Genomic DNA, 18,445 nt, shown 5'->3' with positions numbered 1-18,445 from the left:
ACACATCAGGCGTCCACGCCTGGAAGGAGCTCCAGTGCTGCTTGTCTGCAGGGCTGTCGACGAGGACGCGGTGCGCGAGCGGATCCACGCCCGCGTGCCCACCCCCCACGGAACGACCATGTGCCGCATCGGTGACCAGCTGCTGGTGCACGTGCCCGGAGACCAGCTCGCGCTGGCCGACGAGATGCACGAGTCCGGGCTGCTGCTGCGTGCGGTGACCGACCACTCCGGCGCGCCGCTGACCGACCGGGAGGCCGTCCCGCCCGGGTCCATCGTCGAGCTCGGCGGGTCCGCCACCGTCGGCGGCGTCGACTTCGCGCTGATCGCGGGCCCGTGCGCGGTCGAGAGCTACGAGCAGTTGTCCGCCTCGGCGGCGATGGCGAGGGCCGGCGGCGCGGTCGCGCTGCGCGGCGGCGCCTACAAGCCGCGCAGTTCGCCCTACAGCTTCCAGGGCCTGGGGGACCAGGGCCTGCGGATCATGGCCGAGGTCCGGGCGGAGACCGGTCTGCCCGTCGTGACCGAGGTCGTCGACGCGGCGACGGTCGAGCTGGTCGCCGAGCACGCCGACGTGCTCCAGATCGGCACCCGCAACGCCCAGAACTTCAGCCTGCTCAAGGCCGTCGGCCAGGCGGGCCGCCCGGTCCTGCTCAAGCGCGGCTTCGGCTGCACCGTGGGCGAGTGGCTGCAGGCCGCCGAGTACGTGCTGGCCGCCGGAAACCCCGACGTGGTCCTGTGCGAGCGCGGCATCCGCAGCTTCGAGCCGGCGACCCGGTTCACCCTGGACCTGAGCGCGGTGGCGGTCGTCAAGCACCTCAGCCACCTGCCGGTCATCGTCGACCCCAGCCACGGCACCGGCCACCGCCACCTGGTCAAGCCGCTGGCCCTGGCCGCCGCCGCGGTCGGCGCCGACGGCCTGCTGGTCGACATCCACCCCGAGCCCGCGACCGCGCTGTGCGACGGCGACCAGGCGCTCGACCGCGACCGCTGGTTCGACCTGGCGACCGCGCTGCGCGACGTGCTCGCCAGCCTGGGCCGGGACCTGACGCTGCGTGAGCCCGAGTCGGCCGGGCAGGCCCGATGACGGGGCGCCCGCAGGTCGCCGTGATCGGAGGCGGGGTCGTCGGCCTCGCGGTGGCGTGGCGCTGTGCCCAGCGTGGCCTCGACGTGCACGTCTACCACGACGAGATCCCCGGCACCGCCTCCGCGGTCGCCCCCGGCATGCTGGCGCCCGTCAGCGCGGCGGACTTCCCCGACCCCGCCCTGCTGCGGTTCGCCCACGAGGCCCGGCACCGCTGGCCCGCGTTCGCCGCGGAGCTGGCCGAGGCGAGCGGCACCGACGTCGGCTACACCGCCACCGGCCTGCTGCTGGTCGCCGACGCCCCCGAGGACCGGGAGCGGCTGGCGGCGATGTACGGGTTCCGCGAGGGCTACGACGTCCCCTGCACGCCGCTGACCGCGGACGAACTGCGCTCCAGGGAACCGCTGTTGTCGGCCCAGGCCGACGGCGGCGGCTTCGCCACCGAGGACCACCACGTCGACGCGCAGCGCGTCCGGGCGGCGCTGCGCGCCGCCGGTGAGGCGGCCGGTGTGCGGTACCACACGCGCCGGGTGCGCTCGCTGGACGAGGTGCCTGCGGACTCGGTGCTCCTGGCCGCCGGGTCGTGGTCGCCCGAGCTGTACCCGTGGCCGGTCACCCCGGTACGCGGCCAGGTGGTGCTGCTGCGCGACCCGGCCAAGGGCCCCGGCCTGCGGCACGGCATCCGCGGCGTGGTCGGCGGCGAGCCCGTCTACCTGGCGGGTCGTCACGACCACGAGACGGTCGTGGCCGCCACCCTGGACCACGCGGGATTCGACGTGCGGCCCTCGGCGCAGGCCACCGAAGCGCTGCTGCGCAAGGCGGTCGCGCTGGTCCCCGCGCTGGCCGGTCACGAGGTGGTCGACGCGCGGGTGGGCCTGCGGCCCGACACCCCCGACCACCTGCCGATCATGGGGCGCGTCCCGGGCCGTCCCGGCGCCTACGTCAGCACCGGCCACTACCGGCACGGCGTCCTGCTCGCGCCGGTCACGGCCGACCTGATGGCGGATCTGCTGGTCACCGGGGACGACGCGATCCCGGCGGCATTCACTCCCCAACGGTTCCACACAGCGAAGGAAACAGCGTCGCGATGACAGCTCCACCCGTGGCCGGCACCGCACCGGCCAAGCCCCGGCCGGTGCTGGGATGGCTGGACCCGGCACGTCTGCTGCCGGTGGCCTGGCCGGTCTACATCGAGCTCATGTCCGGCGTCATCGCCGGCATCATCTCGGTGGTCTGGATCGCCCGCCTCGGCGCGCCCGCGCTGGCGACCGTCACGATGTCCAGCACGCTCGAGAACGTGCTGATGAGCGTGATCCTGGCGGTCAGCGGCGGCACCACGATCCTGCTCTCGCGCGCCGTCGGCGCGAACGAGTACGGGCGGCTGCGGCCGGTGCTGCGCGCCGCGTTCCGGCTGACCCTCGCCGTCACCGTGGTGATCTGCGTGGTGCTCTTCGTCCTGCGCGAGCCGCTGGCCAGGCTGGTGCTCGGCTCGGGCGAGTCGTCAGCGGTCAAGCTGTCGGTCGACTACCTCACCGTCTCGGTGCCGGGTGTCGCCGTCTTCTACGGCCAGTACCTGGTGGACAGCACGTTCAAGGCCAACGGGGACACCCGGACGCCGATGCGGATGGCCGTCCTGTCGAACGCGATCCTCGTGGTCGCCGACCCCGTCCTGATCTACGGATGGCTGGGCGCCCCGCGCCTGGGCGTGACCGGTTCGGCGCTGGCCCTGGTCGGCTCGCGCGCGGTCACCCTCGCGGTGACCTGGTGGCTGTACCGCCGCTCCCCGCTGGTGCGGGAGATGAACGGTGCGACACAGGCACCGGAGACGGCCGACGAGCCGGGTCCGGTCCGCGAGATCCTTCAGGCCGGTGTGCCGATGGGCGTGGACTTCCTGGTCCGGATGACCGCCGGCATGCTGATCGTCGGCGTGGTGGCCCGGTTCGGCACCGACGAGGTCGCCGCCTACGGCACCGTCACCCGCACGCTGCTGTTCCTCACCATGGCGGCGTACGCCATGCGGCAGGCCGCGACCATCGTCGCCGCCCAGGCCAAGGGCGCGACCGACGAGGAGCTGCTGGCGGCGAGCCGTACCTCCTCCGTGCGGCTCGGCATCGCCTGGTCGCTGCTCGGCGGTCTGGCCGTGCTGGCCCTCAGCGGGCTGGCGGTCGACGCGGTGACCGGCGAGGCCGCGATCCGCTCCGCGGCGCACGGTCAGATCCCCTGGCTCGCCGTCTACATCACGCTGCTGCTGTGCAACGTCACCCTGAGCGGGATCTTCCTGGGCGGCGGGCACGGCAAGGCGCTGGCCACCTCCACCACGGCCGGCGCCGCCCTGCAACTCTGCCTGGCACCGCTGCTCGCCCTCACGCCGCTCGGGCTGACCGGGGCGTGGATCGCCATGATCGTCAACGCCGGGACCCAGACGACGGTTCTCCTCGTGCTGGCGAGCCGTCACGGACTGAAGGCCAAGGAGGCCACCGCATGAACCCGCCCGTGACCCTCGGCATCGCGTCCCTCGCCCACGTCCTGGGCGAGCCCTGCGACGTCGCCGAGACCGCCGGCTCCTACGTGGACGACCCCGAGCGGGTCATCCGCTGGGGCTACCGCACCTTCCACCGCGCCCCCGAGGGAGTGGGCCAGACCCGGCTGGCGGCGGACGCCGCCCGGCGCGCACTGGACGCCGCCGGCCTGACGCCGTCCGACATCGACTACCTGGTGGTCGCGGACAGCGGCGTGCCCGAGTACCTCAACTGGGACGCCTCCGCCGCCGTGGCCCGGGAGCTGGAGCTGGGCGCGACGCCGACCCTGCTGGCCACCCAGGGCTGCGCGTCGGCGGTGACCGCGCTCCAGCAGATCGCCGGGATCATGGCGGTCCGCGAGGACGTCCAGCGGGTGCTGCTGGTCGCAGTGCACCGGGTCAGCGAGGCGCACATCAACCGGATGCGCAACAACACCTGCCTGGGCAGCGACGGTGCGGCGGCCGCGGTGGTCCAGCGCGGGCACGACCGGCTCCAGTGGCTGGCGACCGAACAGATCGTGGACCCGCGCTACGTCGACTTCTTCCGGGTCGAGTTCGGCGGCGGCGCGGCCCCGGTCGGCGCCAACCTGGAGGTCGACCAGCTGGCCCTGGTGCACCAGCACTTCCGGCGCGAGCCCGAGCAGCTGACCCAGTTCGTCAAGGACGTCGACCACAAGGTGGCCGAGGTCGTGGAGCGCGCCTGCGAGCGGGCCGGGGTGTCGACGTCGCAGCTGCGGCGGCTCATCTACCTCAACGACAACCAGCACTCCCTGGCCGGAGTCGCCAAGACGACCGGTGTCCCGCTGGAGCACACCAACGCGGAGCTCTCCGCCGAGCTGGGCCACGTCGGCTGCGCCGACCAGCTGCTCTGCCTGAGCCTGTACGACCAGCGGGGCGAGCTCGCCCCGGGCGACCTGGTGGCGCTGGCCGGCCTGTCCGGCGGAATGCAGTGGTTCTGCAGCCTGGTCCGGGTCTGAGGAGGACGACCATGACCGACGACACCACCCCGGAGCGCACTGACGAGCGCGTCGACGCGCTCCCGCTCGACCAGGGCCGCACCGCCGACCTGCGGCTGCCGCACGAGGCCGGGCCCGACCGACCCGTCCCGGCGGCGGTGCTGCTGCACCCCTTCGGCTGCTGGGACAAGGACGCCTTCCTGCCGGCCGAGGCGTCCGGGACCGTCCCCGTCCGTCTCTTCGGCGACCTGGGCACCGCCCTGGTCGGGGCCGGGATCGGCGCGGCCGTCTTCGACACCCGCTTCCTGACCGAGGACCCGGCCGGCGGCGCGGGCTCGGACCGCTTCACCTTCACCGGCCTGGTCGACGACGCGGTCCGGCTGGTCGAGGAGCTGCGCGCCCACCCCGACGTGGACGGCGACCGCGTGGTCCTGCTCGGCGTCTCGATGGGCGCCGAGGTGGCCCTGGCCGCGGCCGAGCGCCTCGGTGGCGACAGCCGGCTCGTGGTCGTCGCGCCCAGCGCCGAGGCGCGCCCGGTGTTCCAGCGCTGGATGGGCCTGGACCGGCGCCTGGAATGGCTGGTCGCGGGCGGGTTCACCGCCCCCGACGGCAAGGTCGACCTCGCCGCCGCGCGGGCCGACACCACGGGGCGCAGCGGCTGGTGGGACGAGTTCGACCTGGCCGACCGCTTCGGCGACAGCGCCGACCTCGAAGTGCTGCGCGCCGAGCTGGCGTTGGAGTACGACACCTGGGAGCGGCAGGCCCGGTCCCAGGGCGAGGAGTCGGCGCCCGCCTCGTACTGGAGCGACTGGTTCGCCCAACCCGCCCCGTACCTGCGGCTCGCCGGGATCACCGGCGCGATCAGCATCCACGTCGGCGCCGAGGACTGGACGACGCCGCCGCGCCAGGCCCACCTGCTGCACCACCAGGCCCAGGCCCACGGCCTGGACTCGCAGCTGACGATCCATCCGCGGCTGGGACATCTGATGTCGCCCCGCACCGCCGAGGGCCTGCGCACCTACGGGCCGTTCGACCCGGACTTCCAGCGCGCCCTCGTCGAGTCGGTCGACCGGGTGCTGCGTCCCGGCGCGTCCGGCTGAAACCCCTGAACCCCACCTGAGAACGAAAGGCCCTCCGATGGACAAGCTCACCCTTGAGGCCCTGATCGAGCTGCTCAACGAGTGCAACGACTGGGAGGACCCGATCGAGCCGTCGCCCGAGGTGCTCGACGCCACCTTCGACGCGCTCGGCTACGACTCGCTGACGCTGCTCAACGCGGTCTCGAAGCTGGAGCGCCAGTTCGGGATCGAGCTCCCGGAGACGGTGACCTCCGAGGCGAAGACCCCGCGCCAGCTGCTCGCGGTCGTCGACGCCTGCCTCGCGTAACGACGACTCGAAGAACGGAGAACACACGACGTGTGCGGAATCACCGGCTGGTTCGACCGCGAGCGCGGGCTCGAAGCCGATCACGAGCTCGTGCGGCAGATGACGCGGACCATGGAGTGCCGCGGGCCGGACGAGGAGGGGATGTGGATCTCCGGTCCGATCGCCCTGGGCCACCGGCGGCTGTCGATCATCGACCTCGAGGGCGGCAAGCAGCCGATGGTCGCCGACCACGACGGCGATCGCACCCTCGCGGCCCTCACCTTCTGCGGTGAGGTCTACAACTACCGTGAGCTGCGCGCGGAACTGGTCGCGCACGGCCACAGCTTCCGGACCGACAGCGACACCGAGGTCGTGCTGCGGGCCTACCTGCAGTGGGGCACGGACTTCGCCGCCCGCCTCAACGGCATGTTCGCCATCGGCATCTGGGACGCGGTGCGCCAGGAGCTGGTCCTGGTCCGGGACCGGATGGGCGTGAAGCCGCTGTTCTACTACCCCACGCCCGGCGGGGTGCTGTTCGGTTCCGAGCCCAAGGCGATCCTGGCCAACCCCCAGGCGCGCCGGACCGTGGACCGGACCGGCCTGTGCGAGGCCCTGGACATGGTCAAGACGCCCGGCGTCGCGGTGTTCAGCGGCATGCACGAGGTCGTCCCCGGCGAGATGCTCCGCGTCGACGCGAGCGGCATCAAGAAGTCCCGCTACTGGACCCTGGAAGCGGCCCCGCACACCGACTCCCGCGAGCAGACCATCGGCCACGTCCGGGAGTTGCTCGAGGACATCGTCGGCCGCCAGCTGATCTCGGACGTGCCGGTGTGCACCCTGCTCTCCGGCGGCCTGGACTCCTCGACGATCACCGCGATCGCCGCCCAGGTGCTCGAGCGCGAGGGCCGCGGCCGGGTGAAGTCCTTCTCCGTGGACTTCAAGGGCTCCGTCGACAGCTTCGAGCCCGACGCGGTGCGCGGCGCCCCCGACGCGCCGTTCGTGCGGGACCTGTCCGCGCACGTCGGCACCGACCACCGCGAGATCCTGCTGGACAGCGCGGAGCTGTCGCGTCCCGAGGTCAGGGCCGCCGTGCTGCGGGCCACCGACGTCCCGCCCGCGTTCTGGGGCGACATGTGGCCCTCGCTGTACCTGCTGTTCCAGGCGGTCCGCCGGCACTCGACGGTGGCCCTGTCCGGCGAGTCCGCCGACGAGCTGTTCGGCGGGTACCTCTGGTTCCACCGGCCCGAGGCCGTGGACGCGACCACCTTCCCCTGGCTGACCTCGGGATCGGCACGCTACTTCGGCGGGACCTCGCTCCTGGACGGCGGCCTGCGCGAGAAGCTCGACATACCCGGCTACCGGGCCGAGCGGTACGCCGAGGCCGTGGCCCAGGTGCCCACGCTGCCGGGCGAGAGCGACGTCGACCGGCGGATGCGCAAGGTGTCGTACCTGAACCTGACGCGCTTCGTGCAGACCCTGCTCGACCGCAAGGACCGGATGAGCATGGCCGTGGGCCTGGAGGTCCGCGTACCGTTCTGCGACCACCGCCTGGTCGAGTACGTCTTCAACACACCGTGGGAGACGAAGACGTTCGACGGCCAGGAGAAGAGCCTGCTGCGCGCGGCGGCCCGGGACCTGCTGCCGGCGTCGATCCTGGAGCGCAAGAAGACCCCCTACCCGGCGACGCAGGACCCTGGCTACGAGGCCGCACTGCGGACCGAGCTGGCCGAGGTGCTCGCCGACCCGAACGCGCCGGTGCTCCCGCTGCTGGACCGGGCCAAGATCGGCAAGGTCCTGGACCGCTCGCTGAGCGCGACCAGCCTGCCCTATAGCCGCGGCGGCCTGGAGATGGCGCTCTGGCTCAACCGCTGGCTGTCGGCCTACGACGTGACCCTCGACATCTGACGGGACGGCAAGACGATGGAGTTCAGTCTGTTCTACTTCGCCAACGAGCAGGAGGCGGAGACCGGCTCGACGGACCGGTACGGTCTGCTGCTGGAGGGGGCGAGGTTCGCCGACACCCACGGCTTCACCGCGGTGTGGACGCCGGAACGTCACTTCCACGAGTTCGGTGGCATCTACCCCAACCCGTCCGTGCTGGGCGCGGCCGTCGCGGCCGTCACCGAGCGGGTCGGCATCCGCGCGGGGAGCGTGGTGGCGCCGCTGCACCACCCCGTGCGCATCGCCGAGGAGTGGGCGGTGGTCGACAACCTCTCCGGCGGGCGGGTCGGCGTGTCCTTCGCCTCCGGCTGGCACCCGCAGGACTTCGCGCTGCGTCCGGAGAACTTCGCGGACCGCAAGGAGAAACTGACGCAGATCCTCGAGGAGGTGCGCGAGCTGTGGCGTGGCGGCGCGCTCGCCGTCCTCGACGGCGCGGGGGAGACGCAGCAGGTGCGCTCCTACCCGCGTCCGGTCCAGGCCGAACTCCCGGTCTGGGTCACCAGTTCGGGCGGTCCGGAGACGTTCCGGGCGGCCGGCCGGGCGCGGGCCGGGCTGCTGACTCACCTGGTGGGTCAGGACCTGGACGAGCTGGCGGAGAAGGTCGCCCTCTACCGCGAGGAGTACGCGGCCGCCTCCGGCTCCGAGCAGGACCGCGGCCACGTCGTGCTGATGCTCCACGCGTACCTGCACGAGGACGAGGAGGTCGCCAGGGAGACGGTCCGCGCGCCGCTCTCCGCCTACCTGCGCAGCTTCGCCGGGCTGACCATGAGCTCCGGTCCGAAGGGCCGCAAGATCGACCCCGCGACGCTCAGCCCGAGGCACTTCGACGCCATGGTCGACCGCTCCTTCGAGCGGTACTTCGACGAGGGCGGCCTGCTGGGCACGGTCGACAAGGCCGTCGACGTCGTCGAGCGGGTCAGCAAGGCCGATGTCGACGAGATCGCCTGTCTCATCGACTTCGGCGTGGCCAGGGAGAAGGTGGTGGCGGGCTTCGGCCTCCTGGGCAGGCTGCGCGAGGCCACCGCCACCGGCCAGGACCGCCGATGACCCGTACCGAGAGCGCGGACCTGGTGCGGCTGCCGGAGCACCCTCCGGGTGAGTTCCGGCGGTCGGCCGGCCGGTTCCCCACCGGCGTGACGGTGGTGACCTGCGTCCGCGACGGGGAGCTGCACGGCATGACGGTCAACGCCTTCGCGACCGTGTCGCTCGACCCGCTGCTGGTCCTGGCCGTCCTCAAGACCGGCTCCCGGACGGCCGGTCAGGTGCTCCGCGGCGACGGGTTCGCGGTGACCGTGCTCGGCTCCGGCCAGGAGCAGACGGCACGGTCGTTCGCGGACCCGACCCGGGCCCGGGGCAGCAGCGCGTTCTCCGGTGTCGCCCACGCACCCGCCCCCGGCACCGGCTCGCCGGTACTGGTCGACGGGATCGCCTACTTCGACTGCGTCGTCGAGTCCACCCACACGGCCGGGGACCACACCGTCCTCGTCGGCGCCGTGCGGGCCTTCGGCCAGCTGTCGCAGGAGCCCGCGTTGCTGTTCAGCCGCAGCCGCCTGGGAGCTGAACCGGATCTCGGGTGGGCATGAGGAGCGCGCGACACCCATGAACGGACTGGATCTCGGACTGCTGACCGTCGCCGCGACGGGGGCGGGCGCCGTGAACGCGGTGGTCGGCTCGGGGTCGCTGATCACCTTCCCCGCGCTGGTCGCGATGGGCTACCCGCCGATCCTGGCGACGGTGTCCAACAACGTCGGGCTGGTACCGGGCATGGGCAGCGCGGTGTACGGCTACCGTCGCGAGCTCGCCGGCCAGGGCGGGCTCCTGCTGCGGCTCGTGGTCGCCGCCGCCGGGGGCGCGCTGATCGGCAGCCTGTTGCTGCTCGTCCTGCCGAGCGCCTGGTTCCGCACGGTCGTGCCGGTGCTCATCGGCCTGGCCTGCGTCCTGGTGCTGGTCCAGCCGCTGCTGGCCCGCCGCCCGGCCACCGGGCGGCGGCACGGCGGCGCCGGGTTGTGGATCGGCGTGTTCCTCACCGGCATCTACGGCGGCTACTTCGGTGCCGCCCAGGGCGTCGTGCTCATCGGGCTGCTCGGTGCGCTCACCACCGGGCACCTGCAGCGGCTCAACGCCGTCAAGAACGCGCTGGCGCTGACGGTGAACCTGGTGGCCGCCGTCGTCTTCGTCAGCGTCACCACCGTCGACTGGGAGGTGGCGATGGTGATCGCCGCCGGCTCCACCGTCGGCGGACTGCTCGGCTCCCGCTACGGCCGCCTGCTGCCCCCGGCGGCCCTGCGGGGCGTGATCGCGGCGGTCGGTCTGCTGGCCATGGCCGACCTGATCGCCGGTTCGCGCTGAGGCGCGCGGGGCCGCTCCCTTCGGGGCGGCCCGGCGCGCATCCGGTCCTGGCGCTACCTCACCACACGCGCACCGAGGAGCCCTTGGCGAAGACCGGGCTCGTCGCGCCCGCCGGGACCTCGGTGAGCGGCCGGGCCACCTCCTCCACCAGCGGGCCGACCTTCGCCGCGAGCGCGTCGAGCGCGTCGAGGTCGAAGCCGTAGACACGGGCGGCATTGCCGCCCACCATCGCGGCGACCTCCTCGTACGGGACGCCCGCGAAGGAGGTCCGCAGCGCCTCGGTCGTGTACGGGAAGGTGCCCTCGTCGTGGGGGAAGTCGCTGCCCCACATGATCTTGTCGAGGCCGATCCGGTCCCGCAGCGGCACCTCGTGGGCGCGCATGAAGCTCGCGCCGACGAAGCAGTTGCGGTCCCACGCCGCGCGCGGGCCGTCGCCCATCAGGTCCGCCAGGCCCGCGCCGAACTTGGACTCCGCCGTCGCGGCCCGCGTCGCCGCGCCGACCAGGCGCCGGTGGTAGTACTCCAGCATGTCCAGCACGCCGGGGATCCAGCCGGATCCCTGCTCGGTGAGGACGAGCCGCAGCTCCGGGTTGCGCTTGAAGACCCCGCCGAACACCAGGTGCCACAGTGCCCGGTGGGAGAACCACGTGGTCTCCACCATGAACACCGCACGCGCCGCCGGCTCCTCGCCCAGCTGCGGACTAGCTGAGCCCGCATGGTGGTTGACGGGGACGCCCAGCTCCGCGCAGACCTGCCAGAGCGGCTCGTAGACGCCCGACCACAGCTCCGGCACCGGGGACCCCGGCGGCACGCCGGGCAGCACCAACCCGCCCGTCAGCCCGGCCGCGTGGCAGTGGCGGACCTCGGCGACGGCTGCGTCCATGTCGCCCAGCAGGATCTGGAAGGTTCCCGCCCGGCGGCCCGGGGCCTTGGCGCAGAAGTCCGCCATCCAGCGGTTGTGCGCCTGGAGCCCCGCCCAGCGCAGCTCGAACTCCTCCGCGGTCGGCTGCACCGCCGAGAGCGAGGTGCTCGGGAAGAACGGCGGCACGGTGTTCGGGAAGACGACCTCGGCGACGATCCCGTCCTGCTCCAGCTCGGCCAGGCGGCGGTCGGAGTCCCAGTTGCGGGTGGCCTCCGGCGCCATCAGGTCGGTGAACGGGTTGACGTACTGCGCCGCCCAGGCGTCGAACGCCTCGTGGTGGCGGCTGGACAGGTAGGGGCGGTAGTCGAGCAGGTCCGCGCCCGCGTGGCAGTCGGCGGAGACGATCGTGTACCGCTCGGGTCTGCCCGGGGTCTGCGGGGTGTCCGGCGTGGCAGTCACAGGGTGAGTCCCTCCGTGGGTGCGGCGGTGCCGAGGAACGGGAAGTCGTGGCCCGTCAGCCAGTGCCGGCCGACCTCCCGCGCCGGCGCCCACGCCGCCAGCACGGCGGACTGGTCCTCCGGCTGCCCGAGGTCCGCCGGACGTGGCCCGATCCGCTCCGCGATCGGTGCCAGCCTCGCGGTGTCGAAGCCGAACACCTCCGCGCAGTTGAGACCGAGCATACGACGGGTCTCCTCGATCGGGATGTCGTGGAACGTGGTGCGCATCCACTGCCGGGTGTTGGGCCAGGTGCCCTCCGGGTGCGGGTAGTCGCTGCCCCAGCAGATCGTGCCGACGCCGATCTCGTAGCGGTGCGCGAGCTCGCGCCGCTTGGTGTTGGTGGCCGCGATGAAGCAGTTGCGGTCCACGTAGGAGCTCGGCGCCATCGTCAGCTCGCTGAACGGCGAGAGCTTCTTGCCGCCGTGCGCGCCGAGGTAGAGCCGGTCCATGAACCACAGCAGGTTCGGCAGCCACCAGCACCCCGACTCCGCGACGCCGAACCGCAGCCCCGGGAACCGCTCGAACACGCCGGACCACAGCAGGAACCACAGCGGCCGGGACGGCCAGAACGTCACCTCGGTGACGTAGATGCCGAGATGGTCCCCGTACTCGTGGCGCGGCGCCGCGCCGGAGTGGGTCACGATCGGCATCCGCAGTTCCTCGCACACGGCCCAGACCGGGTCGTAGCGACGGTCGTGGTACGGCGCCTTGTCCACCCACATCGACGGGATCATCACCGCTCCGAGCCCGTCCGCGTGTGCGCGCCGCACCTCGGCGACCACGAGCTCCGGCTCCGCCGTGATCGGTAGCAGCGCGACGCCGCAGCGTCGTTCCGGGCTGCCGCCGGTGCGGATGAAGTCGGCGAGCCACCGGTTGTGGGCGCGCGCTCCGGCGAGACCGAGCACCGGGTCCTGGTCCCCGCTGAGCCCCAGGCCCACCCCGAACGGCGCGGCGGTCCGCGAGTCGACGGCGTCGGCGTCCGGGAACACCACCTCGGCGGCGACGCCGTCCCCGTCCAGCTCCTTGTCCCGCTGGGCGGCGTCCCAGCCGCCGCGCAGGCCCTCCTCGTGTTCCTCGAACCACTTCTGCGCGAACGCCTCGTTCCTCACCCCGAGCCGCGTCGCCTCGTCGCGCCGGGCCTGCGCCTGCGCGAGGAACTCGTCGAACGCACGGTGATGTGCGGCCTCCAGGTACGGCCGGTACTCCTCGGTCGGGAGCCCGGCGTGGCAGTCGGAGGAGATGACCAGGTACGGATCTTCGTAGGACATGAACTTTCCTCCCCTCAGAAGTTGCACTATGTGGGGGCGCGAGGCTCTGCCGATGTGCGGCTCCTCCCCCAGCCTTCGGCCGGGAGGTGCCCCCTGCGTGGGCGCGAGTAACCACCCTGTGCGGACGGCCCTGCTCAGTGGGGACCATCCGCACGTGGGTGGCTTGTCGCGCAGTTCCCCGCGCCCCTGCGGGGGCTAGTCGCCGAGGATGAACTTCTCCAGGTAGCCCGGGTTCTCCCGGTCCAGCATCGACTGCGAGCGCGCGCGGATCTGGCGGTCGCTGTGCTCGCTCGGCGGCAGCAGCCAGAAGCGGTCGGCGCGGATGCCCTCGGCGACGAACTCCGCGACCTCCTCCACCGGCGTGAACTCGATCTTCTGACCGGAGGCCTCCATCGCCGCCTCCCATTGCGCCAGCGACCGGTACGGCGTGCGGCGCGGCCGCTCCTTCGCGTAGCGGTCGGGGCGGTTGCGGTGGGACTCCCACAGGCCCGTGCGGAGCATGTGCGGGCCGGGAAAGAGGACGGACGCGCCGATCGGCGCGCCCTCGGCGCGCAGGTGGGCGTAGAGGGACTCGGTCATGGTGACCACCGCCGCCTTGGTGACCGCGTAGACGGACGCCGTCGGCAGCGGGGCGATGCCGCCGTCCCCGGACGAGGTGTTGACGACGTGCCCGGGCTCCCCGCCCGCCAGCATGCGCGGCAGGAACGCCTGGACGCCGTGGAAGACACCCCACACGTTGACGGCGAAGGCCCACTTCCAGTCGTTGGGCTCGTGCTCCCACATGCGCCCCTCGGCGCCCGAACCGACGCCCGCGTTGTTGCACAGCACGTGGACCGCGCCGAAGGCGCGGTACGCCGCCTCCGCGAGGGCCTCGACGCTGTCGCGCTCGGACACGTCCGCGAGCTGTCCGACAGCCTCCGCGCCGCTCTCCCGCAGCCCCGCGACGGCCTTGTCCAGTGCCGACTCCTCGACGTCCGCGAGGACGACCCGCAGGCCCTCGGCGGCGAAGCGCCGCGCCATCGCGAGCCCGATCCCGCTCGCCGCGCCCGTGACGACGGCGACCTGACCTTCCCTCAGTTCCACGCTCACGCCCCCCTCGAGGTCGGCGGCAGGGGTACCGAGTCCAGCACCTGGGCCGGGTCGTCGTAGCGCTGGTGCACGAACGGCAGCAGCGCCTGCGCGCTGACCCGCTCGACCACGCGGCCGCGCTGGTCGGAGGTCTTCTCGCCGATGGTGATCTCGACCAGCCGCCGCACCGGCAGGTCCGCGACCGGGTCGAAGGCGGACTCGCGCAGGATCACCTCCCCGCTGACCGCCTCCAGCTTGCGGACGCGCTCGACGCGCGTGCAGTACACCAGGACCGGGTCGAGGTCGAAGCCCTCGCCGTCCACCGCGGGCAGGAACTTGAAGTAGAAGTCCACCTTCTCGGCCGGCGCGGGCACCTCCAGTGCCCCACTCACGCGCCCGCTCACCTCGACGAAGTCGATGCCGTGGCGGCCCAGTCGGGCCGTGACCGCGTCGCCGTCCCGGGCGACCTCGACCTCGCCGAGCTTCTTCGGCTCGCCGAAGACCTCGCGGCCACCGATCAGCGCCCGTTCGGTGGTCATCGGCATGACCAGCGGGTACCAGCCGCTCTGCCCGCCGTGCTGCGCGGCCACCGCGAAGGAGCCGGCGCCGAGCGGGCTGCCGAAGATGTCGACCTGGCTGATGTTGACCCGTACCAGTGGCCGTTCGGTGGGCTTGAGCGGCGCGGGGAGCACCTGGGCGACCGCGTCGGGATCGCTCTCCCACACGGCCACCACCCCGGTGGACCAGATGTCGGGCAGGACCGATCGGGCCTGTTTGGCCGCGCGGATCTCGTCCTCCGTGCGCGGGCCGTAGCGTACGCGTGCCATGGCGGTGCCGTCCCTTCGCTCGTGCCGGTTCTCTGTAACGGTGTTACTTACTACTCCGAACCATGCGAAGGGTGAAGAGTCATGACGATGATTCAGTTCCTGTGTGCGGCACGCTGGGTGGCCGCGATGCAGGCGAGGACGAGCAGTGCGGCGACCGGCGCCGCGGCGGGTATCGCCTCGTGGAGCAGCAGGGCCGCCCACAGCAGGTTCAGCAGCGGTTGCGCGAGCTGGACCTGCGCGGCCCGCTGGACGCCGATCAGGGCCATGCCCCGGTACCAGGGGATGTAGCTGACGAACTGCGAGGCGCCCAGGAACAGCACGCCCGTCAGTGCCTGCGGGCCGAGGTGGACGGGCTCACTGCCCAGGGCCAGGAATGCCATCGTCGCCGTGACGGGCAGGACGGCCACCAGTGCCCAGGCGATCACCTGCCAGCCCGGCAGCTCCCTGGCCAGCCGGCCGCCCTCCGCGTAGCCGGCCGAGCAGACCAGCAGCGCGGCGAACAGGTACAGGTCGGCGCTGCTCGGAGCGCCGCCGTGCTGGAGCAGGGTGAACGCCGCGACGACGACCGCGCCCGCGACCGCGGCCAGCCAGAACGCGCGCGGCTGGCGGCTGCGGGTGCGCACGGCGGAGTAGCAGGAGGTCGCCAGCGGCATCAGCCCGATGACGACCGCGGAGTGCGCGGTCGTGGCGCTCCGCAGGGCCAGCGTGGTCAGCGCGGGGAACCCGACGACGCAGCCCAGGCCGACCGTCAGCAGTCCGGCCCAGTGCCGCCGTTCGGGCAGGCGGACCCGCCACGCTGCGAGGCAGACGGCGGCGATCAGGGCGGCGAGCGCGCCGCGCAGGCCGACGGTGCTCCAGGGGCCGAAGCCGCGCAGCGACCACTCGGTGGCGGCGAAGGAGAGCGAGAACAGCCCGACGCCCGACCCGGCCAGCGCCAGGCCCCGTCCGGTGCGGACGGGCGAGCCGGCGGACTCGGCGAGTGCTACCGGCCGAGAGATGATAGCGCTATTATGTACCTTCATGAACGACAGTAGCAGTGCCGCTGACCTTGTGGAAACCCTGCGCCGGGAGTGGGAGCGCTACCCGGGCGGGGAGAAGCTGCCGTCGAGCCGCGCGTTGATGGAGCGCTACCGAGTCAGCCCGGTGACCGTCTCCCGGGCCATCGGCGCGCTCGCCGCCGAGGGGCTGGTCGTCAGCCGTCCCGGGGCCGGGGTCTTCCGCGCCGAGCGGCGCGTCACGCACGCGGTGGCCGGGGACGTTTCCTGGCAGGAGGTCACCCTCGGCGCCCACGACGCGCTCGCCGAGCCGCGTGCGGACGCGGGCGGGCTGCTGGCCACGCTCACCCTGCCGCCCGCCGACGTGGTCGACCTCGGCAGCGGGTACCCGCACGCCTCACTGCTGCCCGAACGGGCTCTCGCCGACGCCCTCACCCGGGCCGCGCGCCGGCCCGAGGCGTGGGGCAGGCCGCCGGTCGAGGGTCTGACCGAGCTCCGCTCGTGGTTCGCCCGGCAGGTCGGGGGCCCCGAGGCCGGCCTGTCCGCGGCGGACGTGCTGATCACCGCGGGCGGCCAGGCCGCGCTCACCACCGCGCTGCGGGCCCTGGCCCCCTCGGGCGCGCCGGTGCTGGTCGAGTCCCCGACGTACCCCGGCATCCTCGCCGCCGCACGCGCCGCGGGCCTGCGGCCGTTCCCGGTGCCGGTCGACGGCGACGGCCTGCGCACCGACCTGCTGGCCGACGCCTTCGCGGTCACCGGCGCCCGACTGCTGGTCTGCCAGCCGCTGTTCCAGAACCCCACGGGCGCGACGCTCGCGGCCGACCGCCGCGGGGAGGTGCTGCGCCTGGCACGGGCCGCGGGGGCCTTCGTCGTCGAGGACGACTACGCCCGCCTCCTGGTCCACGCGGATGCGCCCGCGCTGCCGCGGCCGCTCGCCGCGGACGACCCCGACGGCGTCGTCGTCCATGTCCGCTCGCTCACCAAGGCGGCCTCCCCGAGCCTGCGCATCGCCGCGCTGACGGCGCGCGGCCCCGCGTTCGAGCGGCTGCGCGCCACGCAGACGGTCGACAGCTTCTTCGTGCCCCGCCCGCTCCAGGAGGCGACTCTCGCCCTGGTCTCCTCCCCGGCCTGGCCGCGCCACCTGCGTGCGCTGTCCGCCGCGCTCCAGGAGCGCCGCACCACCCTCGGCGCGGCCCTGGCCCGCCACCTCCCGGACCTTCCGCCCGCGCCACTGGCCCCCGGCGGCTACCTGGCCTGGCTCCGCCTCCCGCCGGGCACGGACGAGCGGGCCCTGGCCGCCTCGGCCTTCCGCGCGGGCGTCGCCGTCACCCCGGGCGCCCCCTACTTCGCCGCCGAACCCCCGGCCCCCCACCTCCGCCTGAGTCACGCCGCCGCCGTCAGCCCGCCCCAACTGGCCGACGGCGTCTCCCGCCTGGCCGCCGCCTGGCCCGCCTGAGTCACGCCGCCGCCGTCAGCCCGCCCCAACTGGCCGACGGCGTCTCCCGCCTGGCCGCCGCCTGGCCCGCCTGAGTCACGCCGCTGCCGTCAGCCCGCCCCAACTGGCCGACGGCGTCTCCCGCCTGGCCGCTGCCTGGCCGCCGCCTGGCCCGCCTGACCCGGCGGTCGCCGCGGTCGCATCCGCGCACCGGGCAGGGAGCAGGGCCGCGCCGCGCCTCGCGCCCGGGCCGAGGTCAGCGTTCCAGCAGGCGGCGGAGCCAGTGGGTGCGGGCGTCCTGGGCGGTGCGGCTGACCGCGGCCTGCGGGGCGATCGAGTCGAACCCGTGGCAGGCGCCCGGCCAGACGTGGAGTTCGGCGTCGCCGCCCGCGCGCCAGAGCGCGTGCGCGTAGGCGACGGCCTCGTCGCGGAAGGTCTCGGCCGAGCCGACCTCGATGTAGGTGGGCGGCAGACCGCCCAGGTCCGTCGCGCGGGCGGGCGCGGCGTAGGGGGAGACGTCCGCGCGGCCGTGGCGCTCGCCCAGCAGGGCGCGCCACGCGGTCGCGTTGGAGGTGCGGTCCCAGGTGTCGTGACCGGCCAACTGCTGCGCGGAGAAGCTGTCGTTGCGGTCGTCCAGCATCGGGCTGAGCAGCATCTGGCCCAGCGGCGCCGGTCCGCCGCGGTCGCGGTTCAGCAGGGCGAGCCCGGCCGTCAGGCCCGCGCCCGCGCTCTTGCCGCCCAGGACGAGGCGGTCCGCGTCCAGGCCGAGCGCGGCCGCGTGCTCGACCAGCCAGAGCAGTCCCGCGTGGCAGTCCTCCACCGGCTCCTGGTACTGCGCCGCCGGCGCCAGCCGGTACTCGACCGAGACCACCGCGAGCCCCAGCGGCAGCGCCCACTCCCGCAGCAGTCGGGGGAGCACCGACCAGGCGTTGCCCATGACCATCCCGCCGCCGTGGACGTAGTACACCACCGGCAGCGCGGTCGCCGCCGTCCGGGCCGGGCGGCCCTCGACGAGGACGACCTGGTGGCCGTCCTCCGTCGGCGCCTGCAACTCCCGTACGTCGAAGAGTCCATCGGCCCGCAGCGTCCCGAGCGTCGGCCGCGGCCGCGTCGTCACGTCCCGCTGCTGCCACGCGGCGAGGTTCTCCGCCGTCATCGGCTCCCCGGGGGCCCGGTTCGCCCCGCCGAGCGCCACGGCCAACTCCGCGTCGAGCGGCGGCACCCGCCGCCCCCTCGCCTCCCCACCCACCGGCACCACCACGACGTCCCCCTCTCCCGCAGGGCA

At 73.6% G+C, this 18,445-nt stretch carries 17 protein-coding genes; 11 read left to right on the top strand and 6 right to left on the bottom strand.

Features of this window, described 5'->3' with window-relative positions:
* Nucleotides 1-34 precede the first annotated feature (34 nt).
* From aroF to ABH931_RS12290, 10 genes are read left to right on the top strand one after another with little or no spacing between them, the layout of a single operon-like run.
* Entirely contained in the window at nt 35-1,081 is a 1,047-nt protein-coding gene (gene aroF, locus ABH931_RS12335; RefSeq protein ID WP_370112429.1) for a 3-deoxy-7-phosphoheptulonate synthase, read from the top strand.
* Nucleotides 1,078-2,169: a glycine oxidase ThiO gene (gene thiO / locus ABH931_RS12330; protein WP_370112428.1), complete on the top strand. Its 1,092-nt coding sequence runs from the start codon at nt 1,078-1,080 to the stop codon at nt 2,167-2,169. Before aroF ends, thiO begins: the two co-directional genes overlap by 4 nt.
* On the top strand, nt 2,166-3,563 hold the full coding sequence (locus ABH931_RS12325; protein WP_370112427.1) for an MATE family efflux transporter: 1,398 nt from the start codon (nt 2,166-2,168) through the stop codon (nt 3,561-3,563). Before thiO ends, ABH931_RS12325 begins: the two co-directional genes overlap by 4 nt.
* Nucleotides 3,560-4,573 (top strand): 3-oxoacyl-ACP synthase III family protein, encoded by a 1,014-nt coding sequence (locus tag ABH931_RS12320; protein ID WP_370112426.1) that lies wholly within the window; start codon nt 3,560-3,562, stop codon nt 4,571-4,573. The genes ABH931_RS12325 and ABH931_RS12320 overlap by 4 nt, the downstream gene beginning before the upstream one ends.
* An 11-nt stretch (nt 4,574-4,584) precedes the next feature.
* A complete protein-coding gene (locus ABH931_RS12315) occupies nt 4,585-5,652 on the top strand; it encodes an alpha/beta hydrolase family protein (RefSeq protein WP_370112425.1) in 1,068 nt (355 codons plus the stop codon).
* Between the two features lie 37 nt (nt 5,653-5,689).
* Entirely contained in the window at nt 5,690-5,938 is a 249-nt protein-coding gene (locus tag ABH931_RS12310; RefSeq protein ID WP_370112424.1) for an acyl carrier protein, read from the top strand.
* Nucleotides 5,939-5,968: 30 nt separating this feature from the next.
* Entirely contained in the window at nt 5,969-7,822 is a 1,854-nt protein-coding gene (gene asnB / locus ABH931_RS12305) for an asparagine synthase (glutamine-hydrolyzing) (protein WP_370112423.1), read from the top strand.
* A gap of 15 nt (nt 7,823-7,837) precedes the next feature.
* Nucleotides 7,838-8,905 (top strand): MupA/Atu3671 family FMN-dependent luciferase-like monooxygenase, encoded by a 1,068-nt coding sequence (locus tag ABH931_RS12300; RefSeq protein ID WP_370112422.1) that lies wholly within the window; start codon nt 7,838-7,840, stop codon nt 8,903-8,905.
* Nucleotides 8,902-9,441 (top strand): flavin reductase family protein, encoded by a 540-nt coding sequence (locus ABH931_RS12295; RefSeq protein ID WP_370112421.1) that lies wholly within the window; start codon nt 8,902-8,904, stop codon nt 9,439-9,441. Before ABH931_RS12300 ends, ABH931_RS12295 begins: the two co-directional genes overlap by 4 nt.
* 16 nt (nt 9,442-9,457) lie before the next feature.
* On the top strand, nt 9,458-10,207 hold the full coding sequence (locus ABH931_RS12290; RefSeq protein WP_370112420.1) for a sulfite exporter TauE/SafE family protein: 750 nt from the start codon (nt 9,458-9,460) through the stop codon (nt 10,205-10,207).
* A gap of 58 nt (nt 10,208-10,265) precedes the next feature.
* Here ABH931_RS12290 and ABH931_RS12285 read toward each other — a convergent pair whose 3' ends face one another.
* The 5 genes from ABH931_RS12285 to ABH931_RS12265 form a co-directional block, all read right to left on the bottom strand.
* Nucleotides 10,266-11,528, bottom strand: coding sequence for an amidohydrolase family protein (locus ABH931_RS12285; protein ID WP_370112419.1), 1,263 nt, complete (start codon nt 11,526-11,528; stop codon nt 10,266-10,268).
* Nucleotides 11,525-12,835 (bottom strand): amidohydrolase family protein, encoded by a 1,311-nt coding sequence (locus ABH931_RS12280; protein WP_370112418.1) that lies wholly within the window; start codon nt 12,833-12,835, stop codon nt 11,525-11,527. The genes ABH931_RS12285 and ABH931_RS12280 overlap by 4 nt, the downstream gene beginning before the upstream one ends.
* Nucleotides 12,836-13,030: 195 nt before the next feature.
* The gene (locus tag ABH931_RS12275; RefSeq protein ID WP_370112417.1) at nt 13,031-13,918 is read right to left on the bottom strand and encodes an SDR family NAD(P)-dependent oxidoreductase; all 888 of its coding nucleotides are present in this window, start codon (nt 13,916-13,918) and stop codon (nt 13,031-13,033) included.
* A gap of 2 nt (nt 13,919-13,920) precedes the next feature.
* On the bottom strand, nt 13,921-14,730 hold the full coding sequence (locus ABH931_RS12270; protein ID WP_370112416.1) for an acetoacetate decarboxylase family protein: 810 nt from the start codon (nt 14,728-14,730) through the stop codon (nt 13,921-13,923).
* 92 nt (nt 14,731-14,822) lie between these two features.
* On the bottom strand, nt 14,823-15,752 hold the full coding sequence (locus tag ABH931_RS12265) for a DMT family transporter (RefSeq protein ID WP_370112415.1): 930 nt from the start codon (nt 15,750-15,752) through the stop codon (nt 14,823-14,825).
* On the opposite strand from ABH931_RS12265, the gene ABH931_RS12260 reads away from it, so the two are divergent.
* Nucleotides 15,751-17,181, top strand: a complete 1,431-nt coding sequence (locus ABH931_RS12260; RefSeq protein WP_370112414.1) for a PLP-dependent aminotransferase family protein — start codon at nt 15,751-15,753, stop codon at nt 17,179-17,181. The genes ABH931_RS12265 and ABH931_RS12260 overlap by 2 nt on opposite strands.
* A 235-nt stretch (nt 17,182-17,416) precedes the next feature.
* Here ABH931_RS12260 and ABH931_RS12255 read toward each other — a convergent pair whose 3' ends face one another.
* Nucleotides 17,417-18,421, bottom strand: a complete 1,005-nt coding sequence (locus ABH931_RS12255) for an alpha/beta hydrolase (protein WP_370112413.1) — start codon at nt 18,419-18,421, stop codon at nt 17,417-17,419.
* Between the last annotated feature and the right edge of the window lie 24 nt (nt 18,422-18,445).

Origin of the sequence: Streptacidiphilus sp. MAP12-33 (assembly GCF_041261265.1) — a bacterium.
GTDB lineage: Bacteria > Actinomycetota > Actinomycetes > Streptomycetales > Streptomycetaceae > Streptacidiphilus.
This window is presented reverse-complemented; position numbering and strand designations above follow the sequence as displayed.